The sequence below is a fragment of the Yersinia alsatica genome (assembly GCF_025133195.1).
Classification (GTDB): domain Bacteria; phylum Pseudomonadota; class Gammaproteobacteria; order Enterobacterales; family Enterobacteriaceae; genus Yersinia; species Yersinia alsatica.
In genome coordinates this window covers 3,130,225-3,156,736 of record NZ_CP104006.1, presented here as the reverse complement: position 1 = coordinate 3,156,736, position 26,512 = coordinate 3,130,225, and the positions used below count along the sequence as shown (strand labels likewise).

Here is a 26,512-nt window from a genome sequence, read left to right as displayed (position 1 = left end):
CCCTATATTTATCAGCCATATTTCATTCAAGCACTCGTTATTTTCACCCTAGAGTACATTTCATTGAGCATGTTAGTCAGTTCTTGCGTGGTTTGCCCGCGGATAATGCCTGCCAGAGGTAAACGCTTTTCATTATAAGTGACAGTTTTCAATAAATACTGTTCTAAGGGGAGCTGATTTAAATGCAACACATTTGGGTGGTCATGTAGATATTCATGTCCTGAAATTTGGTATTTATCTGCCGCAAGGTGGTGTCCGGGGAAAATAAACCATCCGTACAAATAATCCATATCCCACTTAATATTTAACTGAATGTCGTTATCTAAATGTGCTTTTATTTCTGCCACAGACGGGTGGATACCGGTCTTTAGTTCAAAGGTATCCGATATTCTAGCTCCCCCTACCCGATGAGCGATCTCCAAAAAGACGTTGCCATTGTCAGTTTCAATTGCTTCCAAATGGAACGCCCCGTTATGAATTTCGGTCGCAGCAAGAATTGTACTGACCCAGTTCTCGAATACTTTATCCGTTTCAAATTGAACTGATCCGGAAGGTGTACCATTGGCGAAATCAAGCAGAGAATTAATATATCGGCTGGCAATAATAATCAATATTTTATCGTTGCTGACAATGCCATCAATATGCAGTATTGGCCCAGAACAATATTCCTCTATCTCGAAATTATCATATTGACCGGCATCAAGCTGAGGAACTCCAGTTGTGCGTTGAGTTAAGGTATCAAATGCGCTTTCTGCTGTGGCAAAAATAGTCACGTACTTTGAGGAAGCACCATCCAGTGGTTTAATGACCACTTTGCCTGCAACAGGAAATACCGTTTGATCCTTAAACCAGTGTGTTAGATGAGCAAAGCGGGGAGTGCGAATGCCCGCATTTTGCACACACTGCTTCATAATCACTTTATTACGCACCTTTTCTGTTTGTGCATAATTAGCCCCGTTAATACCGAAACGCTCACGGAGTTTTGCCGCTGTCAGCAATTCAAACTCAGAAACTGAAATAAGCTTATCAAATTTTTGAGGGTGATCCGTTAGCCAGGACTCGACTTCTTCATACAGTGCTTTTTCGCCAGTGATACTAACTTTCTCACACCGGAGGTTGCTAGGAATATCAGCTAATTTATCAGGCAGGCCAATATACACGACATCATTGTTTTGATGGTCAATTGCTAAATGGTAAAGGATTGATTCATAGCGTACACAGTGAAGAACAAGAACTCTCACGCAACCCCCTAATAGCCTATGGCATCAATGAATTGTTTGTTGATATTTGGTTGGTTTTATATGTACTTAAAGTGTTACAGAACTTATCACAGGCTTTTTATGGTGTAAATAAATTAATATTAAAATAAGACGGCGCGTGGCGTTAATATTATATTCATCTTTATTTATCAAATAAATAATTGCCACCCAAGGTGGCGCGGTGGTATTTTTTGACTTTTATTTATATGAATAGTTAAATTATTTTAAATAGTTTATATGCTTATGGTGATAAGAATATGAGTCAACACATTAGCTTTATAAGAAACAAAAAACTAACGATTGAGAAACCACTGAAGATTTTACTCACAGGCATATCTTCAGACTCCCACACATGGAACCTGGTTTTTATCCAATTGTTGATTGAGCATTATGGCCACTCAGTAGTGAATTTAGGAGCCTGTACTCCTGATGAATTGATTATTGAGAATTGCATTTCTGAAGATATTGACATGCTGGTTATTAGCAGTGTGAATGGTCATGGACATATTGATGGTCGACGCCTGATCAAAAAAATCAGGGAACATAAACTGACTTGTCACCTTCCCTGCTTTATCGGCGGAAAACTGGGGACAGCAGGTGCGGGCAATGTGGCTTATATCAAAGAATTACTATCAGAAGGGTTTGATGCAGTTTATGACGACAGCCAGCAGGGAGATTCCTTTGATGATTTTCTGGCGCTACTGACAAGTGAATAAACAGGGAAAATACTTATCATGGATTTTAACCAAATTGTCACCCAAGCCAATCGAAACGGCATGTTAACGGTACAACCTCGTATGGGGTTTGATTGCCCAGATAAGATGCTGAATGGATTAACAGCCGTCAAAAATGCCAATGCAACGACGATGGGTACCATCACTTTAGACAGCTATACTCGGGTGGATGATATTGTAAATGCTCAAAAAAGTCTGGATGCTGGGCATATATTAAATGGTTATCCGATCATTAATCATGGTTCTAGAAAATGTATTGATTTACTTAATACCATTCAAGATGACTATTTTATGGTTCAAGTCAGGCATGGTAGTTCTCTGCCTAACCACATATTTGAATGTCTTGTGGAAAGTGGTGTTATGGCAACCGAAGGTGGCCCAATTTCGTATTGCTTGCCATATAGCCGTACTCCGTTGAAGGACGCCGTAAATTCTTGGAGACAATGTGTAAACATGGCTGCAATAGGAGGGGCGTTCGGACCTCTCCATATTGAGAGTTTTGGCGGATGTATGCTTGGGCAAATGTGTCCGCCGGGCTTGCTAGTGGCTCTTGCTATTATTGAAGGGGTTTTTTTTGAACGTTATGGGTTGACCAGTCTTTCTTTAAGCTATGCGCAGCAGACATCGGTCAGCCAAGATATCGGCGCAGTTCGTGCATTACGTGAATTGGCAACGAAATGGCTTAAAAAGGCTGAATGGCATGTTGTTGTGTATACCTATATGGGGGTTTTCCCAAAAACCATCGAAGGGGCGACAGACCTACTGAAGGCCAGCGTTGAAATCTGTAAATATGGTCATGCTGAAAGGCTGATCACCAAAACGGTAAAAGAAGCTTTTCGTATACCGACAATTGTCGAAAATATTGCTTCCCTCGAAAGGGCCCGTAAACATTGGGATTCACTGGGGGAGTACAATTCATATAAAGACAGTACTTTATTTTTTCATGAAATTTATACTGAAGCGACTAATATAATAAGCCATGTTCTGAATTTAGATTCTGATGTTGGCGAGGCAATACTCAAAGCATTTAGCTTGGGTATTATTGATGTACCTTATTGTCTTCACTTTGATAATAAAGGTAAATCGAGAGCTTATATTGATGCTGCGGGTATTCTACAATGGTGTGACGTTGGTAATATGCCTATTGAAATTAAACAAGAGAGGGGGGGAATCAACTCATTGGATCCATTTAAGTTTTTAGGTATGTTGTCATCTATTGAATCGAAGTACGATGCCCATTATTTGAAATAAACATATCCAATTCTCGGACAGAATTAACTGCACCGATTTTTTAGATTGAATAGTCATTCTTAATAAGAATAGGACCGTAAACGGCCCCTAATTTATCGAACCTTTACCTTCGAGGTTCTCCTAGCGTTGCACTACCCCATCACGACGCCAATTCCCCGCCGCCGGCATAGGGTGTTTTCCCGGCGATTTTCATGACTTCAGCCCCCAAGGTCACAAACGGCGCGCGACGACTGGCATAGATAATGCCCCCGGCTTTCGCCCGTACGGCTTTCACGGTATCAGTTATGGGGTCAATGATTTCAGCCACCACTTCATCTTTGCCGACCCAGTCGCCCGGTTGACGCACTAGCAGCAACAGGCCGCTGGCGGGTGCGGTGACAATTTCTCCGGCGGAAAATGGCAACATCACCACGTCGCGCTGCGGGATATCTGGCTTGGCCCCGGCAATGGCCCCCCGATACTGCAAATAGTGGTAAATACGTTCGGCATCCGCACTGGCTAACGCGTGGCTGACATCTTGCTGCCCTCGCAACTCCACGGTGACCGCCATGCAAGCCGGGGCCAGCGCACTTAAATCTGGCTGCTGCGCCAGCCGGTGCCACGGCAAGCCGCAAGCTTCATCAAAGGAGCCACCGCCGCTATCTTGTGACAGCAACACGGTGTCGATATGCAAAAAGCGCGCGAGTGTATCGACCGACTCACGCCAGGCGGGATCGGCATATAAGTGCAAAATGGCACTATCATCACAATGCAGATCCAGCACCAGATCCGCATCACAGGCCAACATCAGTAAATGTTGCCGTAAAGCCTCCACTTCACTGCTGGCAGGCAAATTTTGTAAGGCATCAACCATTTCGTGGCGTATCTGTTGCCGCAGCTGATGACTTTCTTGGCTTAATGTCTGGTGGCCCAGCCGCTGCTGAAGCAACTTAGCCAGATCAGGAAAGTCACGATTAAAATTGCGCCCGCTGACCAGATCAAAACGGCCGATTCCACTATTGAGTAGCACTTGTGCAATGCCCGCCGGGTTAGCGATTGGCACAATAATTATTTCGCTCTGAATTTCGGCCCGCCGTTCCGCCTGACTCAGTAATCTTTTAAGATAATGTAATACCAGCATACCGGGCAGTTCATCGGCATGCAGGCCAGCCTGAAGGTAGATTTTCTCGCCCACACCCGGTTGGCCAAAGTGAAAACTGGTTAATTGACGCTGCCCACTCAGGGCGTGTTCAGGTAACTTATGATGATTGATTTTCATTGGACATCCTATCTGTGGAAAAGAAAGCCCGGCTTGACCGAATTGACAAAAAAATCCTTGAAATCCTAAGCCAGGATGGTCGTATCTCTTATCAGAAGCTGTCTGAACAGGTCAATCTGACCGCCCGCCCCTGTCTGGAGCGTGTTCGGCTACTGGAGCGCGCCGGTATTATTCGTGGCTACAGCGCGATTATTGAGTTACCGGAGCCGGAGCACGCATTTGTGATCCAAGCGCAAATTGCGCTGGCTGACCACGGTCACTCCCAGGCAGCCTTTGAACAAGAGGTCCGTAAAACCCCCGAAGTGCTGGATTGCTGGCTCGTCGGCGGTAGTTTCGATTTTCTGCTACGCATTGGTTGTCGCAACATGGAACACTACCGGTTACTGGCCGATACCTGGCTGACCAGCAAAAAATTCCGCGTCGATAAAATTGTTACCATCACCGAGCTGCAAGCGATTAAGCGTTCCTGAACCTCTGGCCAGCCTGCCACCTCAATCGTGGCGGGCAAATGCCAACCAGCGCCGTTCCGCGCGCGAAAACAAGAATATCAATATAAAGGTACAGAGCAGATAAAGGGCGGCGGCCATCAAGAATGGGATAAAGGGTGAATAAGTTGCGGCATAGAAAGCACGGGCGACGCCGGTGATATCCAGCAAGGTGACCGTGCTGGCAAGGGAGGTCGCGTGCAACAGGAATACCATTTCGTTATTCAGTGCCGGAATACCACGGCGCAAGGTCGCAGGCAGTACCAGCCGACGGATGATTTGCCACTGTGTCATGCCAAATGCCTCGCCAGCTACCCACTCCTGACGGGGAAATGTCACCATCATGCCAGCTAATAATTCGGCAACATAAGCACTGGTATTGAGCACCAAGGCCAGCACGGCACAGAATGTGGCATCGCGGAACAGTAACCAGAAGGGTTGGTCATCCTGCCAGCCCAATTGCACAATATCAAACTGCGAAAGACCATAATAAATCAGCATTAATTGCAGATAGAGCGGCGTGCTGCGAAAGAAATAGGTCACACTGCGGATCAACCAAGCCAGTGGGCGTGGGCCAAATGCTTGCCCGATAGCCATTAACAGCGCCAATAGCAGACCGGGGAATACCGACAACAAAAACAGTTTGGCGGTCATGGCTAGCCCGGTGGTATCGGAACCGTCGCTATACAGAAATGTGGGTATGGCTTCCAGCACCGTTTGCAGATTCATTAGCGCGCCCTCGCCGTTGAGGTCGATAGCGCATAGCGCCGCGCTAGCAGGCTAAAGCCCCAGCTGGAAAGTGCGGTAATGACCATATAAATCATCGCCACCAGGAAGTAGAACAAGAAAGGTTTTTGGGTCGCCCGCCCGGCTTGCTCAGCCAGCCACACCATATCTTCTAAGCCCAAAATAGAGATTAATGCCGAGGCTTTCATCAAACCCAACCAGTTATTGTTGATGCCGGGAATAGCAAAACTGAGCATTTGTGGCAGCATAATGCGGCGGAATACTTGAGCGGGCCGCATACCGTAAGCCACCGCAGCCTCGAGCTGTCCACGATCAACCGTTTGAAAAGCGCCACGGAAGGTTTCGGTGTAATAAGCGCCAAACACAATGCCAATCGCCAGCACCCCGGAAACAAAGGTATTGAAGCGAACCGGCCCTAACCCCAATAAGCTCAAGAAACCGTTAACCAGCATTTCGCCGCCAAAAAACAGCAACAACATGATCACCAGCTCAGGAATGCCGCGCACCACGGTGGTGTATCCGGTTGATATCCAACGTAACCAGCGCGGGCCAAACAGTTTGATCACCGCATTAATCAGCCCGAGAATCAGCGCCACCGCCAATGAAAGCAGCATCACACACAGCGATAACCCCGCCCCCTGTGCCAGTAACGGCAAATAGTCTGTTACCATTATCGGCCTCCCCATGCTGAGAAACTGCAACCGGGCGTTTCAGCACGCCGCCCGGTTGGAGCAAAAAATTAGTTACCGTAAATATCGAAACTAAAATACTTTTTCACAATGGCATCATAGGTACCATCCGCGCGAATAGCCTTAATCGCACCATTAAGGGCATCGCGTAATGCCGGGTTATCTTTACCCACCGCAATGCCGACATCCGTAGAGATGGTTTCGTCTTGAATCACCGGACCGGCAAAGGCAAATTTCTGCCCGCGTGGCGTATCAATAAAGCTACTGGCAGCCTGAATATTATCTTGTAGCGAAGCATTAATTCGCCCGGACATCAGATCCAGATACACATTATCTTGATTAGCATAAGAAACGATTTTTATGCCCTGCCCAGCCCAATGTTTTTTCGCATAGGTTTCATGGATAGAACCGGTTTGCACGCCAACCGTTTTACCTTTCAGTGTGGCCACATCAGGTGTCAATGGGCTGCCCTTGCGCGCGACTAACTGGGCGGCGCTGCGGTAATAGCGGTCAGTAAAATCGACTTCTTTTTTACGCTCTTCAGTAATACTGAGTGACGCAATAATGGCATCAAACTTACGGGCATTGAGGGCCGCAATCATGCTCTCAAACGGCTGTTTGACGAAGACACATTTGGCATGCAAATTGTCACACAGTGCATTGGCAATATCGATATCAAAACCGGTGATCTCGCCGCTAGGCGCCAGCACGTCAAAAGGTGGATATCCCCCATCAACCCCAAAACTGATAGTGTCAATCGTCTGAGCCGCCACGGGAGCGGAAAGTATCAGGCCAGTCAATAATGCAGCTAATGTCTTTTTCATCGTTAGGATCCCACTGGTGGCAAATAATAGAGATGGTGAATAGTCAGAGATAAAAAGGGTTAGAAACGCAGTGAGAGGCAAGTTAAGCCGCCATCCATCTTCTTAAATTCACTGGTATCAAGTTGCACAATGGGCATTCCCAGCTTTTCAATTTGGGCCAAAGTATAAGGATAACCTTGAGGTGTAATCAGCGTATCATTGATCCATAAGGTATTACCCGCGTAAGATTCGGCCTCGGGAATAACAATGGTATTAAAATGGGCAAATGCGGGATGCTGTTGATAATCCTCAGTCAGCAATAATGTGTTGCGCCCCACGTAGTTCACAATAGATTTCAGGTGCAGACCAGCACTCACTTCGATGGTGGTCACTCGATAGCCATAGCGCCCGACCGCGGAAGAAAATTCACTGATTCCCACCTCATCGGTCCGAGAAGTTAACCCGATAAAAAACTGTTTATCCACTAACAGAACATCACCGCCATCAAGATGACCGTGCTGACTCATACGAAAAACGGGGCGATCCGTAAATAGTGGCTCAATGGTGTCAACTTCTCCCTGACGACTCGGCGCGCCGGGATGGGTTATCACCGCCAGCTCCGGCATCACAACCGCGGTATCTTCCACAAAGTGCGCATCTGGAAATGCTGGCGCTGCCGGTAAAATAGTCACTTTCAGGCCAAGACGCAGCAAAGTATCCACATAGGCCAAGAACTGGCGGCCGGTTGCAGCAATATCTGGCGCACCCAATTTTGAGGTCGTCTGGCCGCTGCCGCAAGTGTCAGCAGGGAGTCTGGCAATGGCTTGAGTAAAGTGCATAGGGATTCTCTTGATTGATGGCGAAAGGATTAATCTGATTATTAAACAGATACTGTCACTAATCTGGTTGAATCCGCCCATGGCGACTATACATTTGCGCTGTATCTGGCAATCACTACGACCTATTCAGCTGTTAGATGAAAAGCATATAATCCCGCTCTAACTATTTTTCTTGTAAGGACGTTCCCATGGCACACCTTTTTGCCAACGGATTATTACTGAGCGCGGTACTGGGCCTGCTGACCGCCTGTAATGATACTGAAACCCGGCAACAAATTGATATTGAAGGTAAAACGATGGGGACCTTCTACAGTGTCAAAATCAGTGGGGCAACCACCCCCAACCCACATAAGCTACAACAAGAGATAGATGCGCTGTTGGAGCAAGCCAATAATGATATTTCGACCTATCGCCAAACGTCGGTGCTTTCCCGCTTTAATCAGTATCGTGGGTCTGAACCCCAGCCGATTCCCCGTGGTATGGCGGATATTATTTTGCTGGCTCAGCGTATTGGTCGTGATACCGACGGCGCGATGAATATCACTGTTGGCCCGCTGGTGAACTTATGGGGATTTGGCCCAGAGAAGCAACCAACGCAGATACCCACTCAAGATCAGATAGATAGCGCACGCCAACAGGTTGGCTTACAGCATTTGACGCTTATCAGTGATAACCGTGGTGAATGGTTGCAGAAAGACTTACCTGATTTATATGTTGATCTCTCGACCATGGGAGAAGGCTATGGTGTTGATCTATTAGTTAACCTGATGATGCGAAAAGGAATTACCAACTATTTAGTCTCGGTGGGGGGCGCGGTCTCTTCCCGTGGCGTTAATGGTCAGGGGCAGCCATGGCGTGTCGCCATTCAGAAACCGACAGATCAGGAAAATGCCGTGCAGGCGCTGGTTGACCTGCAAGGCTACAGCATCAGCACTTCAGGCAGTTATCGCAACTATTTTGAGCAAGGAGGCCAACGTTATTCTCATGTGTTGGACCCGGCCAATGGCCGCCCTATTAACCATAGATTGGTGTCCGCCACAGTGATTGCGACCACCGCGTTAGAAGCCGATGGCTGGGATACCGGGCTGATGGTGCTGGGAACCGAAAAAGCCCTGAGATTGGCAGAAAGCAAAGGGCTAGCGGTGTATTTGATTACTAAAACTGACCAAGGATTCACGGCGGTAATGACGCCACAATTCAAAGCTTTTTTGGTACCCGATCAGCATTAATCATAGTTTGATATAATTAAGATAAATATCATTATGGATATGCCAGCTTTGGTTGCCGTCGCTGCACCCATAGCTTGCTCGTGAACCCAGGAAACCGAATGAAAAAGTTAACCATTGTGATGATTACATTGTTACTGATTGCCTGCGCGAATACCGGCCATGTTGGGGTGAGCGGAGGTTCGAGTGGCATCTCCAGCATCAGCATTGGCACCGGGGTTCGCCGCTAGGTAGGTATTTTAAGCCCCCTGCCTTGCGGCTAGTTACGGCTCAGTTAGGGGTGCTTCAGGTCGGTAACTTCAGTGGAAAAACGCGCGCTAATGGCATCCCGCTCATAACCTTGCCGCTCAGTCAAAAGAGTATATAGCTCTGGGCGGCGACCATAAATCCAACGACGACCGGTGCTCAGTGGGATCAATGAGAGATCCAGTTCGGCACTGACCATCATATCCGCCGCTTCCCAGGTCTCATTGATGATACGGCCGTAAGGGTCCAATATCATGGCATTGCCAGTACGGACCTCATCATCATCCGCGCCAATACCATTACTAAACAGAATAAAAAGGCCATTGTCATGGGCTCGCGCCGGTAGCCAGCGCATTAACCATTCGCGGCCATTGATTCCACGAATAGCCGCAGTCATTTCCTGTTTTCTTTCAATCCGTTGCTCCCATAACGCCAGTGGAATGGGCTTCATACCATATGGGCTACGTGAATGTGTGCCCCCAGTCTGATGTGGCGCTAATAATATGTCGGCCCCTAATAAGGTGGTGGCGCGGACATTTTCCACCAAATTGTTATCCCAACAGATGAGAATCCCGACTTTGACTCCCCATGGCGTGTCAAACACAGTATAAGAATCGCCGCTACTGATCGCCGGATGCTCAAAGGCATGCAGCTTGCGGTGAGTGTGCAGAGATCCATCCGGCATGCAGGCCACATAAGCATTGTAGAGCCGCCCATCATCAGCCAATTCAATCAGACCGACACCAATGAGCATTTGGTGTTTCACCGCTAAAGCGCGCACTAAGGCAATCGATGGGCTGCTGTCAATGGTCTCGGCCAGAGCACTGACCTGTGCTGCCGTCAATTTCGGCACATGCCAATAGCCGGTAATGCACATCTCTGGAAAGGCCAATATTTGGATATTTTGCACTGCTGCCTGTTCAATAAACTTCTCAATAACCAATAGATTATATTGCTTGTTGTTGGCCTGATGCTGGAACTGCACTGTTGCTGCGGTTATCAATTGTGATTCAGTCACATTAACCTCCAAGGTTAGCCGCTGTTGATGTTTATCATTGCTATTACAGCAGCCGTATTGATAACTTTATAATGAATGATTTTCCTTTATTGATTACCAATAGGAATGGACTGTGAATCTCAAATTGCTAAAAGCTTTTGTTATGCTCGCCGAGAAAGGCAACTACAGTGAGGCGGCGCAAGCACTTTGCGTCACACAACCGGCGTTGAGTAAGCAGATTAACTTATTGGAATCAATGCTTAATCTGCAGTTATTTTCTCGCGGGCGTCATGGTGCGGAACTGACGCGAAGTGGGCAGCAACTGCTTTCCGAGGCGGAAAAAGTGGTCAATCAGTCCGACTTTTTTGTACAGCATGCGGCGCGAGTGGCGCAGGGAATGGACGGATTCATAGCTGTAGGTTTTGGATTATCGACTTTTTATACTGCGCCGAACTGTATCGCAAAATTCAGACAACAATACCCGGCTATCACCATGACGTTGGAGGACATTCCCTCGGCCCAACAGTATGCATTATTGACCAGTGGTGAACTGCAAGTTGGCTTTGTGCGAATGCCGCCTACAGCATCGCTACATTTTCATCCCTTATTTGAAGACCAACTGGTGCTGGTTACGCCCCAAAATACCGCACTAACACTCGATGCGTGGCTAAAACAGCTGCCGTTGCTGCGGTTATATAGTGCGCGCGGGCGTGGATTAAATGCGCAAATTGACCTGTTTTTGCAGTCAAACCAACTTTATGCCCCTCAGGTGCAAGAAGTGGAAGATATTCAGACCATACTCGCACTGGTGGTTGCCGGTATCGGAGTAGCACTATTGCCACACAGTGTGGTGCATATCGCCCCTGCTACCCTCAATATTATGCCACCCAGTGGCAATAACCTTAGTTGGCCTGTTGGGATCGCCTGGAATGACGCCATTACGGACGTGGTGCGGGATAACTTTATTAAGATGATTACTAATGAGTAACTGACAAAGCATCAATGGCTCCGATGCTTTGTCAGCGATTAGGTGCCGAGATTAACGGAATGGCGGCTCGTTAAAGGTGCGCAGCTTGCGGGAATGCAGTTGATCCCCTTCGGCGCGCAGCAAATCTATCGCCCGGATACCAATTTGCAGGTGCTCAGAAATCGCCCCTTCATAGAAGTGATTAGCCTGACCCGGTAGCTTGATTTCGCCATGCAGCGGTTTATCAGAGACACACAGTAAGGTGCCATAAGGCACGCGGAAGCGATAACCTTGCGCAGCAATAGTGGCACTTTCCATATCCACGGCCACCGCACGACTTAAGCTGAAGCGCAATGCAGAAGCAGAAAAACGCAGCTCCCAGTTACGATCATCCGAGGTCACCACGGTTCCGGTACGTAACCGCTGTTTGACTTCTACTCCCGGCATGCCACTCACCGCTTTAGTGGCGTCATAGAGTGCTCGCTGCACTTCCGCAATACTGGGGATGGGGATATCTGGGGGTAATACTGCGTCCAGAACATGGTCATCACGCAAATAAGCATGAGCCAGTACATAATCGCCAATCGCCTGGCTCTCACGTAAACCGCCACAGTGCCCAATCATCAACCAGGCATGGGGCCGCATGACGGCCAGATGGTCACAAATAGTTTTGGCGTTGGATGGGCCGACCCCAATATTCACCAGCGTAATACCATGCCCACTTTCAGCCATTAAATGATAAGCCGGCATCTGGTACTTTTTCCACGCCAGATCGGAAGTGGTTTTGTCAGGATCCGCATTTTCTGCCGTTATATAGCTCCCACCGGCGCAGGATAGCGCTTTGTAAGGGCTGGTCGGGTCTAGAATTTGCTCGCAGGCCCAGCTGACAAACTCATCAACATAGCGGCTGTAATTGGTAAACAGAATATAGGGCTGAATATGTTCTGCCGGGGTGCCGGTATAGTGTTTCAAGCGCGCCAGTGAAAAGTCGGTACGCAGCGCATCAAAATGCGACAGTGGGAAGTCGGCGGTGAGAGTATCAATACCATCAGTGATACCATCGCCAATCATCGCCAAATCTGTGGTTGGGAAGTGTTGAGCCAGCCCCGCGGTCATTGAACGGTCAAGAACAAGGTCGGAGCCATCAATCACGAACGGATATGGCATCTGTTGTTGTGACGGTGTCACTTCAAACACTGCACCATATTCGTTTTCGAGTAAAGTCAGTTGCTCCGTTAAATAGGGTTTGAACAAGGCAGGCCGCGTGATAGTGGTGCTGTATTGGCCGGTGCGCGAGAAGCGCCCATAAGCACGAGTGCGCTGGAGGTCACGCAACCGCCCGTCCCAACTGACACTGATCTGCGGATATGAGAATAAACCTCTGGCCCTATCACCTGCATCCGGCAAAGAACCATCACGAATATAGTCGCTGATGGCATCACGCAATGCCGCCAGTGCCGACTCGTATAACGTCTCCAATCGCTCTATGGCCTCAATAGCCGAGAGATGAGTTGTAGTGGATGACTGATTCAAAGTATCTCCTTGCTTGCAATACGCGTTCCCATGGCTTTACTAGAGCTTACGCAATAAATCCAGACAGAGGTAGCTCTCTCTATGCGGGAATTGGCAAAATACTTTCTCAGTAATCCAAGTACTGCGAGTAAGAAGCGATACCCTGTAACGAAGGCTACCGGGTTAATTGCCGAACACGTTTCCAGCAAACAACGGGGCATTTTGCCACTTATTCCGCCGTTTGATTCCTACTGTTGCGCACTAAAGTATAGGCTGTCGCAGATAACACATTATTTTCTGCCTTGGGTTTCATTACAAAGGTCTCTTTTGCGTGGCAAAATTATTTTTACGCAGTGGTAGTTTGGCCGATATTCTGGCATTGGGCGAAAACGGGCAGCCGGTTTATGCGGCTGCACTTCAGATAAGAGAAGCATTACGCCTTAAAAAACAGCAGCATATTGCTGATTGTCTGGCAATTCCTCAGCTCAATGAACAAGGCGATCGTATTGACTGGTATTCCCCGATTGACGGTAAAGTCACCTCATGGATAGCCGCCAGCACCACTGAACGCAAAGCCGCCATTAAGCAATTGTCGGCGTGTCTGGCGAGTGTCAATGACCTCTGCCAACGCGCACAGCAATCAGATAAAGCGGCGCAACGACTATTTGGCGTGTTGCTCGCTAAAGCCATGCAGTTTCCTGATCAAAACCACGTGTATTTAGTTGCTGGCAAGCCAGTGCTGACGTTCTGGGGATTTGTCAGTCAGGATAAGAAAACACGCACTGACCCACTGGATTGTTTGCGCGAGACGGCAGAAAACAGTGAACCGACTTTCTCGACACTGAGCGCCACTCCGCCTGCGCCCATTACCTCGGTGGCCCCTGCCACTGTTGCCGCTATTGAGCTACCCCCTCAAGCCGACATTGCGCCAGAGATACCGCCCGCGCCGGTGAGTGAACTCGCACCGCCAGTTACCGAGGTAAAAAAATCATCTCGCTGGTTACGATTAAGTTGGATGTTACCGGCACTGGCGTTAATGATCGCTTTAATCGTGCAATTTAGCGGCAGCATGCCAGAGAGAGCCTCTGCGGCACCCGAAGTTAAAGCCGTGACTGCTGAAGATAAAACGCCTAAAATTCAGGAGGTTACTCCGCCAGTTACCGCGCCAATTACCAAGATTGTGCAACCCGCCATTGAGCCACAACTGCCGTTGGAAAATGCCACCATCGTCACTCCGGCCCCGGTTATTACCGAGTCTGTCGTCGTGCCGGTATTAACTGAGGCACAGAGTAAAAGTGCGCTGATATTACCCTCCGATGCCGTCAAGGTTGGCTCTACCACTTTCCTGAATGGCAACTGGCGTGTTAGCCCGGATATTAAAACCGCCCATACGGGTAAAGCGCCAAGCTTGAAATATCAGATTAAGAGTGGGAAAGGTACTGCCAAAATAACCCACGGCGATAATGTCACTTGTCGCGCCAATATTACTGCCGGGCTGATGAAGTCGGGCAACTTGGTGATCAATAGCCGTTACCGAGCACAGTGTAGTGATGGGTCAAAATATCAAATGCCTGAGCTGGTCTGTAAGCAAGGTGCCAGCGGTATTGCCGATTGTAAAGGCCGTTATGATGCCAATACGACCCTTCCAATGACGATGAAGCGTGAGACTAAATAATATTATGCTGGCAACGATCACTGACTATAAACAGAAAATTACGCTGATTCAGAATAGTGGCATCCAGTTTTTGGACTTCGCTTTAAAACCTGAATTAGAGACTGAACTGCCCAATAAATTCGTCCGTAAAAGTGCAAACGGCCCACTGCTGCGACTGAATTATAATGAACATAATGGTAAATATTCTCTTATGGTGCCAGGTGCCGCGCCTGAGATTGTTAAACCTGAATTTAGCTTCCCGCTAGAACAATCGCTGAAGTTGCTGAATAAGATTTGGCTCCCCTTGCCTTTCTTGCGTTTTAATCCGCCACGCACTTTCATTAATGGGCCAGATAACTGGGCCAGAATGCAAATTTTAGTCTTGGATAGCCCAGATCAAGATGGCAATACTTTGCGGGTGACACTGGCCTTTGATACCAAAGTTTATCCTGAAGGTCATGCTAACGAATATCTGGCACCGAATGAGAACGATATTAAGACCGGACTGAGTTTTGCCCTAGCCTACCATAATGAAGAGTTAGCTGAGTTTCTGGATTTAACCTGGGTAGATGGCTGGCTACGCGAAGTGTTTATCCAGCAAGCTTCTGAGCAGGAAGAACGTACTGCGCGGCATATCAGTGCTTCACTGCGTGAATTTGAATATCAGGCCCACTACCTTAACTTGCTTGAATTACTGGGCAGCCAAGTTGATGTGCCGGAAATTAAAATCAATACCAGCACCCTGCAAGAACCGGCGGTGAATGTTGACCTTATTCTTGATGTCGGTAACTCACATACTTGCGGTATTTTAGTTGAAGACCATACCGATGAAAGTAATGGTCTAAAACAGACTTACGAATTGCAAATACGCGACTTAAGCGAACCTCATCATCTGTATAACGAACTGTTTGAAAGCCGGGTTGAATTCGCGCAAGCCAAATTCGGCAAGCAGAATTTCTCGGTGGAGAGTGGTCGCGACGATGCCTTTATTTGGCCTGCAATAACCCGGGTGGGTAGTGAAGCGAGTCGAATGGCGCTGCATCGCTTAGGAACCGAAGGTTCTACTGGGATTTCTAGTCCGCGCCGCTATTTATGGGATGAAGAAACCTATACTCCTGGCTGGCGATTTAATGAAACGCAATCCACACAGACCGATGAACCGCTGGCTACCGCACCGCCGTTGACTAATTTGGTTAATGATGACGGCCAGCCTTTATATAGCTTGCCGCTGGATGATCGACTGCCGGTATTTTCGCCGCACTATAGCCGCAGCTCATTGATGACCTTCATGTTATCGGAGTTATTAGCGCAGGCACTGATGCAAATAAACAGTGCAGCGCAGCGGCTGAAAATGACTCATGCCAATGCTCCGCGTCAATTACGCGCCATTATTCTGACGCTGCCTTCGGCGATGCCAAAACCAGAACGCGAGATTTTCCGTCGTCGGATGAAGGAAGCCATTGCATTGGTATGGAAGTCTATGGGCTGGCATCCGGCTGATGATAACTTTGTCTCCGAAGCAGACCGCGCCAAAAGCTCAGTCCCGGTACCCAGTGTCCAGATGGAATGGGATGAAGCCACCTGTGGCCAAATGGTTTATCTGTATAACGAAACTCAGGTTAACTTCGGTGGGCGCACCGCCGCTTTCTTTGCCAGCATGGCCCGGCCTGATAAGCAACTTGAAGCCGGAGAAAGCGCAGGGAAAACCTTACGCATTGCCTCAATTGATATTGGCGGCGGCACCACCGACTTGGCTATCACCCAATATTGGTTGGATGGCGGCATGGGGAATAATGTCAAAATCAGCCCACGTTTATTGTTCCGTGAAGGATTTAAAGTGGCTGGCGACGATATTTTGCTGGATGTTATTCAGCTCTATATTTTGCCCGCCCTTCAGGCGCATCTTAAGAAAGCCGCCGTCGCCAATACTGATGTGTTGATGGATAAGTTGTTCGGTAATGATGGTCGCATGGACGGGCAATCAGCACTGCGGCAGCAAGCTACATTACAGATATTTATGCCAGTTGGTCGGGCAATTCTGGAAGCTTATGAAAGCTTTGACCCATTGGATACCAATGCAGAAATTGAGGCCAATTTCGGTGAGTTATTATCCCAACAACCGACTGCGAAAGTGCTGGAGTATATCAACAGTGAGGTTCAGCGCGAGCTGCCTGCCGATGCGGCTGAGTTTGATATCTTGCAGGTGCCATTAGTATTGAAATTAAGTAAATTGCACGGCGAGTTTTTATCTAACCGGATGAGCATTACGCAAAATCTGCGTTCGCTGTCGGAAGTGGTGTCGCTCTATAGCTGTGATGTGCTGTTATTGACCGGCCGCCCTTCGCGCTTCCCCGGTATTCAAGCCCTGTTCCGCCATCTACAACCGCTGCCTAACAACCGTATTCTTTCACTGGATGGATACCATACCAGTGATTGGTACCCGTTTAGTAAACAAGGCCGTATTGAGAACCCGAAATCTACGGCAGCAGTGGGAGCCATGCTGTGTTTGTTGGCACTGGATTTGCGACTGGCCGGTTTTTACTTTAAAGCGGGCGATTTCCAGCCTTATTCGACTATTCGCTATCTTGGTATGCTGGACAATAGCGACGCCCTGACTGATGAAAATGTCTACTATCGCGATATTGATCTTGATAGCGCAGATTACACCTTGCCATCTGAGGTCCGCTTTCAAGTAAGAGGCACATTGTGCCTTGGATTCCGTCAACTCGATAACGACCGCTGGCCGGCTTCTCCCCTTTATAGCTTGTCGATTGTTGATCAAGAATTGGCGCGCAAAGTCGCTGGGGATAGTGTGTTGCATGTCAGATTGAAACTGGCAACAGGCGATAATTTATTGGTTGATAAAAGCTGGGTTGATAAAAGCAGGATTGATAAAAACAGTGGCCCCGAGCGTTTTGAGATAGCTGATGCGGTATTGCAAGATGGTAGCCGCGTTCCATCGCATCATCTACGTCTTAAGCTAAACACCTTAGCCAGCAATGGTTCAGCATCAACCCATTATTGGATTGATAGTGGGAGCGTATTTAGAAAATGAAATCATTAACCAACCTTCAGCTCAATAGCCAGCTTCAGCAGGTGACTCAAGGCATTGATCAGACTATTGATTGGATTAACAATACGCGCCAACATGCTATTCGTCTGGATATCGAAGCTGACCAACTGACCATCAAATTACGCCGCCATCGTAATAAAGCGCGCCATTTAGCAGCGACGTCATTAACAGCCATGAGTATTGGCTTTTTTGGCCAGTCATCCGCCGGGAAACAGCATCTCATTTCAGCGCTGATGCCGAATGAACATGGCCGACTGGAAACGACGTTGGCGGGGAAAACTCTCGACTTTTGGCAGCAAATCAAACCGGGGTATCAAGCCAGCGGTCTGGTCACTCGCTTTAGCTATCAGACCGGAATGAGCCCAACAATAGCTCATCACCAGAGCCATCCGGTGCAGCTTTCGCTGCTGAGTGAAGTGGATCTTCTTAAGATAGTCACCAATGTTTTTTTGCTGGAAAATCAGACGAAAAGCCAACGGCAAGAGACTCACGAAAATACTCTGGATGAGCAGCATATTAACGACCATCTACAACAGTTGGTGATGCGCAAACAACCTGCTGTTGTTGCTGGCATAACCAGTGATGATGTTATTAGCCTCTGGGACTATTTGGTTCGCCATGACACATCACGGCAGAAAATATTGGCGGCACATTTTTGGCCCATGGCGACTGAACTGGCCCCTTATTTGAGTATTGATGACCGTGCCCGCCTATTCTCACTGCTGTGGGCCGAATCTCAGCCACTAACCGAGGCTTATCGCCATTTCGCCTATACATTGCAGCATTTGGGCGGCGCGCCGCAATTACTGGCACCACTGAGTGTATTAGTCGATGATATGCTGTTGCCGGCCAACGGCATCATGAATATCGCCACACTTGGCGACCTTAACACCCCTGCTGATAGCCATATCCAAGTGCTGCCTGTCGCAGACGATACCGTTAATGATTCAGTGACGTTGTCACTTGCCGAATTAACCTTATTGTCGGTCGAGCTACAGATTCCGCTGCCGATGTCAGCAGCAGAAAATGTATTTGAATCAATCGACTTATTAGATTTTCCTGATTTTAGTGCTGCGCTTGACAATGCTGTCCCTGAGCACCCCACTTACCCGCTAGCTGCTGGGTTGTCGCAAGCTAAAAATGCCTACTTGCTGGAGCGTTACACTGACAAACAGCAAATCAATCTGTTATTGGTCTGCAATGCGGCGGCTCAACGCGACGCAGTGAAAACGGTTGGTAAGAGGTTGGATTATTGGGTTAAGCAGTCTCAAGGTGAAAATAGCCAAGTCCGTTCACGGCGAAACCCAGGGCTTATTTGGGTATTAACACCTTTTGATCAGCGCATGGCGACGGATGGTGCAAAAAACCATGACGAAGCGGTTCAACGTTACGTGGGTAACCCCGGGGATAGCTGGGGCACGATGCTGGCACTGGATACTCGTGGTATTGAACGGATGGTGACTTATCTGGCTCAGGAAGTTCGCCGAGATATTAAAACTGAGCGTCTTACCGAGCAACTCCATGAACTGCAACGGGAACTGACAGAGAATGTGCTAGCGGGTTGGTATCAACCTGAAGCGAATGAATCACAACAAAAACAGCTTATTGCCGAGACATTGCTTAAAGCACTGCAAACCCGCACGGGCCTACATGGCGAGTTATTAGACCGTTTATTACCCTCTCGTGATGAGTTACGTGGCTTGTATTTGCAGCAGCAAAGTCACGCGGTTGAATTGAAAGCCCCGACGGCTAACACAGAACCTTTTAGCATTGGTATTGATATCGATTTATTCAGCGACCAACCTGTTGCCTTTGAAATACCCACCGCGACTGCGACACCGCTCGGGAGTGACTATGACGCGGAATATGCTGCCAAAGTGCACCGTTACTGGGTCAATCACTTACGGCAATTGCCGGAAAATGGGCCGCTGATCGAATTACTGGGCATTAATAAGCCCACGGTTGAATTGCTGGTTGCGGAACTAATTACCGCCAGTATCCGCTTAAATATCGTCGGGCAGTTGATCAAGACACTGGCAGACAGCGAACCTGTGGGTTTACAGCGTGAAACCAAAGCCGATCGTCAGGTATCCCGCGCCCTCAGCGTATTAGGGGATTTTGTTGCCTGGCTCGGCTTCTTACAAATCAGTGAAGATCAGCGCCCTAACAGCCGAATTAATCGTGGCTATAAGATTTTTGTTCAGCCGCCTAAGTCAGCCTCTCCTCTGGGGGCATCACATCGATTAACAAAACTGGCGCTCACCCCAACCAATAACACCGCATTTTATATTTATGATTGGCTGGTTGGTTTAGGTGAAATGATTATTCACAACGAAGGTTACTCAGCCAGTAATGAAATTAGTGGGCTCCATCGCGAACAGTTGGCAGCCTTATTAAAACTGATTAAAGCGTAAAGAGAGTCACTCACTTTTAGCAATAAGCCGAGAGTGAGTGACTGTTATTAAGTGAACATTTTCTTGCTACCGGCATTCTTGCCACGTACAACCCGATAACTCACTAAACTGCCTGAAAATACTTCTCTACTAACGCATATAAAATTGCAGCAGTTTCAATATCAATTATTCCACTGTAATTCTCGGGGCGAAAGTGTAGCTGGAATGCGCGCACCAGATATTTATAGCCATCTTCACTGTTAGCGTAAGTAATATCATAACCATAAGTACTAAAGTGACTGAGCAGTTCCGCTCTGGTCGGCAAGCCATGGGAAACAAAGTCTTGAGAGTATTTTTGCTTGGTATCATCATCATACCAAGCCCCTATTCCCGCTTCATATAACTCCTGCCAAGGGAAAGCTGGGCCTGGGTCACTTTTTCGGGTGGGTGCAATGTCAGAGTGAGCCACCACATTGACCGGGGTAATATCGGGGTAACGTTGTAAAATATTGGCGGCCAGCTGTTTGACGGCGGCAATTTGTTCAGCTGGATAAGGTGGAAAATTAAAAACGCCTTTACTTTCAGTTGCCAAATTAACAATTTCAATGCCAATCGAGCTATCATTAATTTGAGTACGCCCTGCCCAGCCACTCTCGCCAGCATGCCAGGCGCGCGCACTCTCATCCACGAGATTAAAGATGCGCATATCTTTAAATCCAGCCTGAATATAGCTCTCATCAGTAATATCTGGCACCAGATATTGGACACTGACCTTATCTCCTGTTAGAGAAGCCATCGAATCTGAAAAGTTCTCCGAAGTATAATGAAGCACTAAAAATCTGACGCGAAAATTAAACCCCTTAACAGAGCGATAACTATTATAATCAATCTGATACATAGTGAACTCCTTGTGGTATCAACATCATTTAATATGTGTTAATCAATACATCCCTATTTTTCACTTAGCCCACATTTAACGAGAACATTTGGGTAATAGATATTTACAATGCTCTAAGCACAATAATTCCAGGCGTGTTTTTTACATACTCAATAAATGGTGAATCAACAACTTTCATATTCTTTTTCATTGACGAGGCGTTACGCAACATTGGCCCATTGGGCGTCATAATATAAATACCGGTATGAGTGACATCTAACCCTTTAATTTTGGTGTAAATACCAATGTAATCACCGGTTTCTAAATTATGCACAACCGTATCATCAACGAACTCGGCTGGAATATAAACCACATCGCGTTTTGTCACCCCCAACGTTGGGATAAACTCACCGCCATCCTCTTTCTTATTCAGATACTTAGTGACAGTAACCGCGTGCGAACTTATTGTTGCGGTCACATCCTGGGCATTTAAGGGTTGTCGCTGTGACCAATCGGTGAAGAAATGCTTGCGATTTTTATAGCTAACATCACCATTGATATAGCGCGTTTCAATAAGCCGCTGAACAAATATATTGCTATCTGTAGATTTACGTAACGAATTAACATAATCAAGATAAGTAAAACAATCTAGCCCTCTGAAATCTATCACCAATTTTTCAGCTTCTGTTGCAGATCCCATCAGCATATTGGCTTTATAAGGTGTCCCTAGAAATTCGGCGGAGACTTTATTGATAACTTCACCCGCAGATTGACCCTGAGCGGTGTCTACTTGAGTTGCTATAATTTGCGCAATGCGTGTTGTCGTATAATTATCAATATCAACTGTTTCATGTGGGCTATATTTCGCACCACAGCCGGCTAAAACTGCAATTAAAACCAACGACAATGATTTATGCATAAGTCCCTTCTGCGTTATTCCATTCAAGCCAAGAAATGTTACTTTAATGTTTAAAATTTAAACAAGGCATCAACAAAACGACATTGAGTGAAATTAGCGCCAGCTGATGAGGACAACATTGTTCTCAACAACTCTGTGATCAATCTTGGGTTTTTGCATTCTTGTTGTTCTGCACTCTTGTGCCTTTTTGCTAATCGTGTTTATCTTTTAAGGCTTATTACACTTATTGATGAGATATCCCGTGAACTATTCCACTGCCAATTTCGCCCTACTAAACACCGCGCATGTTGACGCGGTAGTCGTCGTGCGCGTGGTGGTGGTGGTCGGCAGCGCGCCGTAACGGGTACCGAATCCAGAAAGATTCCCAAACCCCGCCGGCGCCAGCCGAGCGGGGTTTCTTTTTAGCCCCACTCTGTTAGCCGCCGGCCCTGATAAAGGATATAACCATGCGTTATACAGGCGCCCAATTAATAGTTCGCTTGCTGGAGCAGCAAGGTATTACCACCGTTGCCGGGATCCCCGGCGGTGCCGCGCTACCGCTGTATGATGCGCTGGGGCAGAGCCGCATTATTCGCCATGTATTGGCGCGACATGAGCAAGGTGCCGGTTTTATGGCGCAAGGCATGGCCAGAGCCACTGGACAAACCGCCGTTTGTTTGGCCTCCAGTGGCCCCGGTGCGACAAATCTGGTGACGGCGATTGCCGATGCCAAACTTGACTCAATTCCACTGGTTTGTATTACCGGCCAAGTTTCCTCTTCTATGATTGGCACTGATGCTTTTCAAGAAGTTGATACCTACGGCATATCGATTCCTATTACCAAACATAACTATCTGGTTCGTGATATCAACGAACTCACCCGGGTGATCCCTGCCGCATTCCGCATTGCGCAGTCTGGTCGTCCCGGCCCGGTATGGATTGATATCCCTAAAGATGTGCAAACGGCCACCATTGAGATTGATAACCTGCCTGCGCCCGGGGTAGCTGATGCTCCCTGCCCGATTGAGCCAATCGCTATTGCGCAAGCCGCGCAAATGATTAACCGAGCGGCTCGGCCAGTGCTGTATCTGGGGGGCGGGATCGTCAGTTCTGACGCTCATCAGCAAGCCATACAGCTGGCAGAAAAAGCGGGTTTGCCAACCACAATGACATTAATGGCGTTAGGCACGATGCCTGTTGACCACCCATTATCCTTAGGAATGCTGGGGATGCATGCCGCGCGCTCCACCAATTTAATCATGCAGCAAGCTGACTTATTAATTGTGCTGGGAGCCAGATTTGATGACCGAGCCATCGGAAAAGCCGAGCAATTCTGCCCTGATGCCAGCATTATTCACGTTGATATCGATCCAGCTGAACTGGGTAAAATTCGCCGTCCACATCTGGCGATGAATGCAGATATTCAACAGGTATTGACTCATTTATTGCCCTTGGTTGAGAGCAACACTCGCAGTGAGTGGCGCGCAACCGTCAGTGATATGCAGCGCGAGTTCCCGTTCAATCAACCCAATAGCGGAAACCCACTGTGCCACTATGGTTTGATTCGTGCCGCCGCTGAAGCGCTGGATGACGAAACTATCATCACCACTGATGTTGGACAGCATCAGATGTGGGTGGCTCAAGCTTATCCTTTGCACCGCCCGCGCCAGTGGTTAACCTCCGGCGGGTTGGGCACTATGGGATTTGGTTTGCCCGCCGCTATTGGTGCCGCACTGGCTAAACCCCAAGCAAAAGTGGTGTGTTTTTCCGGTGATGGCAGCTTGATGATGAATATTCAGGAGATGGCGACGGCAGCTGAAGAGCAACTGAACGTCAAAATTATTTTGATGAACAACCAATCGTTAGGTTTAGTCCATCAGCAACAGGAATTGTTCTTCGGCAAACGAATTTTTGCTGCTGACTACCCTTATCGGACTAATTTCATTCATATTGCCGAAGGATTTGGTTTCTCAACCTGCGACCTTAATACCGCGAGTGACCCTTATGCTGCATTACACGAAGCATTGAACCGCCCGGGGCCGGTATTGATCCACGCACTGATTGATGTAGATGAAAAAGTGTATCCGATGGTGCCTCCCGGCGCGGCCAATATCGATATGATTGGAGGTGAGTAATATGACAAATCAACACAGCACAGCTCAACCAACTGCAGACTTACCTACTGCCGCGCGGGTAACGCTATTGCTCACAGTACGCAACCATCCCGGAGTTATGTCCCATATCTGCGGTTTATTTGCCCGTCGTGCCTTTAACGTCGAAGGGATTCTATGTATGCCGCTAGCCAGTGGCGAAGAAAGCCGTATTTGGTTGCAGGTCTTGGATGATCAGCGCCTGCTGCAAATGATAAGTCAGCTAGAAAAGTTAGAGGATGTCCTTCAGGTGCGTCGCTTTGGGGCTGAAATGCCGATTTTTGACCAAGTCGAAGATTTGGTCGCCAATCAGCGTTGATGCTTTCGCTTTAATAAAAGTAGAAAAAATCTGATCTCACCTTTATTACCGACACGGCTGTTTATTGGCAGCCGTGTCGGCGTCTATCATTTCTGACCTGCCCCTATTCAGCGCGATCGTAACCAGCCAAACTCAATGCATAGTCACGAACATCGCATGGCCAATTGGCTGTGAGCTGAATGAATTTATTTGAGTCTCCGGCAAACAATGCTCGCGTACTCTCTTCAAAACCAGCCATGTCACCAGCCATTGCTGACATGAATTGATAAGCTCGCTCCTGAGCCTTTCTCTTATCTTCCTGTGTCGCGGTACGGCGTTTAGCCTCTTCAACTAGCTTACGTAAAGCAACTGATGCGCCTCCCGATTGTGTTGACAACCAATCCCAGTGACGAGGTAACAACGTAACCTCGCGAGCGATCACGCCAAGCTTTGGTCGCCCGCGACTGCGAGATTGAGATTGCTCAGCTTCAGATTCTTGAATCTCAACATCCTGAGACTCTTGAGGTAATCGCGCGATCATCTCAGCATCCGTGCCACGGATGTCTAACTCGATGACATGTCCAGTATGGTCGTCAAAGGTCAATATAGAGTGGGTAGAACCTGATTCCACCGCCCGTTTTACTGCCAGTGCGTTGGTTTCTAAATTGCCGTGGGCAATACGTTGCCAGCCATCAAAGCTGGTGAATGAGGGTTGTGTTACAGTTGGCATAGCGATTTTGTCCAGAATTTAAAGTTTTTTAATTTTACCCGGGTAAATATAAATGTCAATAATACCCGGGTAAAATAATGCTATGCACCCTATTGTAGATTGAATGGTCATCAAGTGATTCGCACTACATTACACCGCGCCAAAATCAGTTACATTTTAATATACAATATCGCAACATATCGCACTTGTTGCTAAATCAAAGACACAACAGCGGCATAAGCTTGATGAGTATCTCCCCCGACAGTAATTCGCCTGAGTGAGAGGGTTCTGCCACATGGCAGACGACGTATTTGCTACGAAATAAGCAGGTATAATATGAACACTCAAATCAAATATGCTCTGACCATTGCCATCATTACTTTAGCCAGTGCCAATATCGCCCGCGCTGCGGACCCACAAATTCCGTGGGCCGATAACAGTGGTGGAACTGAAAGCACTCATATCGCCGCAGTTGGGCAAGACTTGAATTCACACCATCAGGCCGTGACCAAAACACCAGAAGGCGTTTGGGCAGCCAATAGCGGCAGTATCAGCCAAGATGAACAAGCGCTACAGAGCAGCAAGCCCGCCTTTGCCGGTACGCCATCATTAATGCCTCATCAGGGATAATATAATTTACTTATTATCCTAGCGGCATAAATAGGCTATTAGGCAAATAAAAAGGCCGTTATCGATAATGTCTCGTTAACGGCCTTCGTTTAATTAAATATCCCTGAACTACGCCAGCAATAATTTTTGTAATTCTGCCAATGAGCTGACTTGATAGCGAGGTGCAATATTATTATCGGCTGCTGCGCCATGCATATTAAGCCAGCAGGTATCGATCCCGGCGTTAATCCCGCCTTGAATATCAGAATGGAGGTTATCCCCTACCATCAGAATATTTTCTTTCGCCGGATGATTCATTAAATTAAAAGCATGTTCGAATATGGCAACATCTGGTTTAGCTGCCCCCACTTCTTCAGAGATAATCAGCGGAGAAAAGACATTTTTTAAGCCCGTGCGTTCTAAACGTATGGTTTGCAACTCGGTAAAACCATTGGTAATGATACCCATGTTAACTTTGCCGCTCAGAGCATCAACCAGTTCCCGTGCACCAGGTAGCAATGAACAGATATCTGCCATAGCGGTTAAAAACTCACTGTTCAAGCGCGTCGCCGCCACACCTAATTTTTCAGCCCACATCTCAAAACGCGTATTTTGCAACTCAGTTGCTGATATTTTCCCGTCTTGATAGTCAACCCACAGTGGCTTGTTAACCAATTGATAATGGTCGAAATCCTGTACGGAGAAATCCACGTTAAAACGTGAAAACATCAGCTTTAACCCTTCATAGGCATCAAAGTGAAATAGAGTTTCATCCGCATCGAACAGTATCCATTGGTATTTCATTACGCTTATCTCTCTGACATTTGGCATTATTAGG

25 protein-coding genes are annotated in these 26,512 nt (G+C 47.6%); 13 read left to right on the top strand and 12 right to left on the bottom strand.

Annotated elements, in window-relative coordinates; translation table 11 throughout:
* Positions 1-26 precede the first annotated feature (26 nt).
* Positions 27-1,241 carry an ATP-grasp domain-containing protein gene (locus N0H69_RS14105; RefSeq protein WP_057632543.1) on the bottom strand — a complete coding sequence of 405 codons (1,215 nt, stop codon included), beginning with the start codon at positions 1,239-1,241 and terminating at the stop codon, positions 27-29.
* A 275-nt stretch (positions 1,242-1,516) separates the two neighbouring features.
* Between N0H69_RS14105 and N0H69_RS14100 the strand changes: the two genes are divergently transcribed.
* A complete protein-coding gene (locus N0H69_RS14100) occupies positions 1,517-1,975 on the top strand; it encodes a cobalamin B12-binding domain-containing protein (protein WP_050151205.1) in 459 nt (152 codons plus the stop codon).
* 18 nt (positions 1,976-1,993) lie between these two features.
* A complete protein-coding gene (locus tag N0H69_RS14095) occupies positions 1,994-3,244 on the top strand; it encodes a hypothetical protein (RefSeq protein WP_050151204.1) in 1,251 nt (416 codons plus the stop codon).
* 139 nt (positions 3,245-3,383) lie between these two features.
* Here the strand turns inward: N0H69_RS14095 and N0H69_RS14090 are convergent, their stop codons facing one another.
* Positions 3,384-4,502 (bottom strand): succinylglutamate desuccinylase/aspartoacylase family protein, encoded by a 1,119-nt coding sequence (locus N0H69_RS14090; protein ID WP_050151203.1) that lies wholly within the window; start codon positions 4,500-4,502, stop codon positions 3,384-3,386.
* Between the two features lie 14 nt (positions 4,503-4,516).
* On the opposite strand from N0H69_RS14090, the gene N0H69_RS14085 reads away from it, so the two are divergent.
* Positions 4,517-4,972 carry an Lrp/AsnC family transcriptional regulator gene (locus N0H69_RS14085; RefSeq protein WP_032913178.1) on the top strand — a complete coding sequence of 152 codons (456 nt, stop codon included), beginning with the start codon at positions 4,517-4,519 and terminating at the stop codon, positions 4,970-4,972.
* Positions 4,973-4,993: 21 nt separating this feature from the next.
* Here N0H69_RS14085 and N0H69_RS14080 read toward each other — a convergent pair whose 3' ends face one another.
* The 4 genes from N0H69_RS14080 to N0H69_RS14065 all read right to left on the bottom strand — a co-directional run bounded on the left by N0H69_RS14080 (position 4,994) and on the right by N0H69_RS14065 (position 8,065).
* Positions 4,994-5,716, bottom strand: coding sequence for an ABC transporter permease (locus N0H69_RS14080; protein WP_050107022.1), 723 nt, complete (start codon positions 5,714-5,716; stop codon positions 4,994-4,996).
* On the bottom strand, positions 5,716-6,405 hold the full coding sequence (locus tag N0H69_RS14075) for an ABC transporter permease (RefSeq protein ID WP_050151202.1): 690 nt from the start codon (positions 6,403-6,405) through the stop codon (positions 5,716-5,718). The genes N0H69_RS14080 and N0H69_RS14075 overlap by 1 nt, the downstream gene beginning before the upstream one ends.
* Before the next feature lie 68 nt (positions 6,406-6,473).
* Entirely contained in the window at positions 6,474-7,247 is a 774-nt protein-coding gene (locus N0H69_RS14070) for an ABC transporter substrate-binding protein (RefSeq protein ID WP_050107025.1), read from the bottom strand.
* A 59-nt stretch (positions 7,248-7,306) separates the two neighbouring features.
* The gene (locus N0H69_RS14065; RefSeq protein ID WP_050151201.1) at positions 7,307-8,065 is read right to left on the bottom strand and encodes a dimethylarginine dimethylaminohydrolase family protein; all 759 of its coding nucleotides are present in this window, start codon (positions 8,063-8,065) and stop codon (positions 7,307-7,309) included.
* Positions 8,066-8,253: 188 nt separating this feature from the next.
* Here N0H69_RS14065 and apbE point away from each other — a divergent pair, with 188 nt between their 5' ends.
* Together apbE and N0H69_RS14055 are read left to right on the top strand one after the other, a co-directional pair.
* Positions 8,254-9,294 (top strand): FAD:protein FMN transferase ApbE, encoded by a 1,041-nt coding sequence (gene apbE, locus N0H69_RS14060; RefSeq protein ID WP_050151200.1) that lies wholly within the window; start codon positions 8,254-8,256, stop codon positions 9,292-9,294.
* 98 nt (positions 9,295-9,392) lie between these two features.
* Entirely contained in the window at positions 9,393-9,521 is a 129-nt protein-coding gene (locus N0H69_RS14055; RefSeq protein ID WP_256967494.1) for a hypothetical protein, read from the top strand.
* A gap of 44 nt (positions 9,522-9,565) precedes the next feature.
* Here N0H69_RS14055 and N0H69_RS14050 read toward each other — a convergent pair whose 3' ends face one another.
* Positions 9,566-10,555 carry a nitrilase family protein gene (locus tag N0H69_RS14050; RefSeq protein WP_050107030.1) on the bottom strand — a complete coding sequence of 330 codons (990 nt, stop codon included), beginning with the start codon at positions 10,553-10,555 and terminating at the stop codon, positions 9,566-9,568.
* A gap of 112 nt (positions 10,556-10,667) precedes the next feature.
* Here N0H69_RS14050 and N0H69_RS14045 point away from each other — a divergent pair, with 112 nt between their 5' ends.
* A complete protein-coding gene (locus N0H69_RS14045; protein WP_050151199.1) occupies positions 10,668-11,522 on the top strand; it encodes a LysR family transcriptional regulator in 855 nt (284 codons plus the stop codon).
* Between the two features lie 51 nt (positions 11,523-11,573).
* Here the strand turns inward: N0H69_RS14045 and N0H69_RS14040 are convergent, their stop codons facing one another.
* On the bottom strand, positions 11,574-13,034 hold the full coding sequence (locus N0H69_RS14040) for an AMP nucleosidase (protein WP_050107033.1): 1,461 nt from the start codon (positions 13,032-13,034) through the stop codon (positions 11,574-11,576).
* A 310-nt stretch (positions 13,035-13,344) separates the two neighbouring features.
* Between N0H69_RS14040 and N0H69_RS14035 the strand changes: the two genes are divergently transcribed.
* The 3 genes from N0H69_RS14035 to N0H69_RS14025 are packed head-to-tail and all read left to right on the top strand — an operon-like array spanning position 13,345 to position 20,154.
* Positions 13,345-14,688, top strand: a complete 1,344-nt coding sequence (locus tag N0H69_RS14035; RefSeq protein WP_050151198.1) for an SrfA family protein — start codon at positions 13,345-13,347, stop codon at positions 14,686-14,688.
* A gap of 4 nt (positions 14,689-14,692) precedes the next feature.
* Positions 14,693-17,722 (top strand): virulence factor SrfB, encoded by a 3,030-nt coding sequence (locus N0H69_RS14030; protein WP_050151197.1) that lies wholly within the window; start codon positions 14,693-14,695, stop codon positions 17,720-17,722.
* Complete coding sequence (locus N0H69_RS14025; RefSeq protein ID WP_050151196.1) at positions 17,719-20,154, top strand: putative virulence factor; 2,436 nt, start codon at positions 17,719-17,721, stop codon at positions 20,152-20,154. The genes N0H69_RS14030 and N0H69_RS14025 overlap by 4 nt, the downstream gene beginning before the upstream one ends.
* A gap of 103 nt (positions 20,155-20,257) precedes the next feature.
* Here N0H69_RS14025 and N0H69_RS14020 read toward each other — a convergent pair whose 3' ends face one another.
* Together N0H69_RS14020 and N0H69_RS14015 are read right to left on the bottom strand one after the other, a co-directional pair.
* Positions 20,258-21,031, bottom strand: a complete 774-nt coding sequence (locus N0H69_RS14020; RefSeq protein WP_050151195.1) for an N-acetylmuramoyl-L-alanine amidase — start codon at positions 21,029-21,031, stop codon at positions 20,258-20,260.
* Positions 21,032-21,134: 103 nt separating this feature from the next.
* Positions 21,135-21,929 carry a DUF1460 domain-containing protein gene (locus N0H69_RS14015; RefSeq protein ID WP_050151194.1) on the bottom strand — a complete coding sequence of 265 codons (795 nt, stop codon included), beginning with the start codon at positions 21,927-21,929 and terminating at the stop codon, positions 21,135-21,137.
* Between the two features lie 241 nt (positions 21,930-22,170).
* Between N0H69_RS14015 and ivbL the strand changes: the two genes are divergently transcribed.
* The 3 genes from ivbL to ilvN all read left to right on the top strand — a co-directional run bounded on the left by ivbL (position 22,171) and on the right by ilvN (position 24,377).
* On the top strand, positions 22,171-22,269 hold the full coding sequence (ivbL, locus tag N0H69_RS14010; RefSeq protein WP_375541944.1) for an ilvB operon leader peptide IvbL: 99 nt from the start codon (positions 22,171-22,173) through the stop codon (positions 22,267-22,269).
* Between the two features lie 106 nt (positions 22,270-22,375).
* Positions 22,376-24,043: an acetolactate synthase large subunit gene (ilvB, locus tag N0H69_RS14005; protein ID WP_050151193.1), complete on the top strand. Its 1,668-nt coding sequence runs from the start codon at positions 22,376-22,378 to the stop codon at positions 24,041-24,043.
* Between the two features lies 1 nt (position 24,044).
* Positions 24,045-24,377 carry an acetolactate synthase small subunit gene (gene ilvN, locus N0H69_RS14000; RefSeq protein WP_050121322.1) on the top strand — a complete coding sequence of 111 codons (333 nt, stop codon included), beginning with the start codon at positions 24,045-24,047 and terminating at the stop codon, positions 24,375-24,377.
* A gap of 103 nt (positions 24,378-24,480) precedes the next feature.
* On the opposite strand, the gene N0H69_RS13995 is transcribed toward ilvN, so the two are convergent.
* A complete protein-coding gene (locus tag N0H69_RS13995) occupies positions 24,481-25,086 on the bottom strand; it encodes a DUF2239 family protein (RefSeq protein WP_050121321.1) in 606 nt (201 codons plus the stop codon).
* Between the two features lie 327 nt (positions 25,087-25,413).
* Here N0H69_RS13995 and N0H69_RS13990 point away from each other — a divergent pair, with 327 nt between their 5' ends.
* Positions 25,414-25,695: a hypothetical protein gene (locus N0H69_RS13990; protein ID WP_050107193.1), complete on the top strand. Its 282-nt coding sequence runs from the start codon at positions 25,414-25,416 to the stop codon at positions 25,693-25,695.
* A 108-nt stretch (positions 25,696-25,803) separates the two neighbouring features.
* On the opposite strand, the gene yjjG is transcribed toward N0H69_RS13990, so the two are convergent.
* The gene (gene yjjG, locus N0H69_RS13985) at positions 25,804-26,478 is read right to left on the bottom strand and encodes a pyrimidine 5'-nucleotidase (protein WP_050107050.1); all 675 of its coding nucleotides are present in this window, start codon (positions 26,476-26,478) and stop codon (positions 25,804-25,806) included.
* Between the last annotated feature and the right edge of the window lie 34 nt (positions 26,479-26,512).

Coding starts and splice junctions, on each gene's coding strand:
- N0H69_RS14075 (WP_050151202.1), bottom strand. CDS start 6,405: ATGGTAACAGACTATTTGCCGTTACTGGCACAGGGGGCGGGGTTATCG.
- N0H69_RS14025 (WP_050151196.1), top strand. CDS start 17,719: ATGAAATCATTAACCAACCTTCAGCTCAATAGCCAGCTTCAGCAGGTG.
- apbE (WP_050151200.1), top strand. CDS start 8,254: ATGGCACACCTTTTTGCCAACGGATTATTACTGAGCGCGGTACTGGGC.
- N0H69_RS14095 (WP_050151204.1), top strand. CDS start 1,994: ATGGATTTTAACCAAATTGTCACCCAAGCCAATCGAAACGGCATGTTA.
- ilvB (WP_050151193.1), top strand. CDS start 22,376: ATGCGTTATACAGGCGCCCAATTAATAGTTCGCTTGCTGGAGCAGCAA.
- N0H69_RS14020 (WP_050151195.1), bottom strand. CDS start 21,031: ATGTATCAGATTGATTATAATAGTTATCGCTCTGTTAAGGGGTTTAAT.
- N0H69_RS14100 (WP_050151205.1), top strand. CDS start 1,517: ATGAGTCAACACATTAGCTTTATAAGAAACAAAAAACTAACGATTGAG.
- yjjG (WP_050107050.1), bottom strand. CDS start 26,478: ATGAAATACCAATGGATACTGTTCGATGCGGATGAAACTCTATTTCAC.
- N0H69_RS14080 (WP_050107022.1), bottom strand. CDS start 5,716: ATGAATCTGCAAACGGTGCTGGAAGCCATACCCACATTTCTGTATAGC.
- N0H69_RS13995 (WP_050121321.1), bottom strand. CDS start 25,086: ATGCCAACTGTAACACAACCCTCATTCACCAGCTTTGATGGCTGGCAA.
- N0H69_RS14015 (WP_050151194.1), bottom strand. CDS start 21,929: ATGCATAAATCATTGTCGTTGGTTTTAATTGCAGTTTTAGCCGGCTGT.
- N0H69_RS14065 (WP_050151201.1), bottom strand. CDS start 8,065: ATGCACTTTACTCAAGCCATTGCCAGACTCCCTGCTGACACTTGCGGC.
- N0H69_RS14090 (WP_050151203.1), bottom strand. CDS start 4,502: ATGAAAATCAATCATCATAAGTTACCTGAACACGCCCTGAGTGGGCAG.
- ilvN (WP_050121322.1), top strand. CDS start 24,045: ATGACAAATCAACACAGCACAGCTCAACCAACTGCAGACTTACCTACT.
- N0H69_RS14055 (WP_256967494.1), top strand. CDS start 9,393: ATGAAAAAGTTAACCATTGTGATGATTACATTGTTACTGATTGCCTGC.
- N0H69_RS14030 (WP_050151197.1), top strand. CDS start 14,693: ATGCTGGCAACGATCACTGACTATAAACAGAAAATTACGCTGATTCAG.
- N0H69_RS14070 (WP_050107025.1), bottom strand. CDS start 7,247: ATGAAAAAGACATTAGCTGCATTATTGACTGGCCTGATACTTTCCGCT.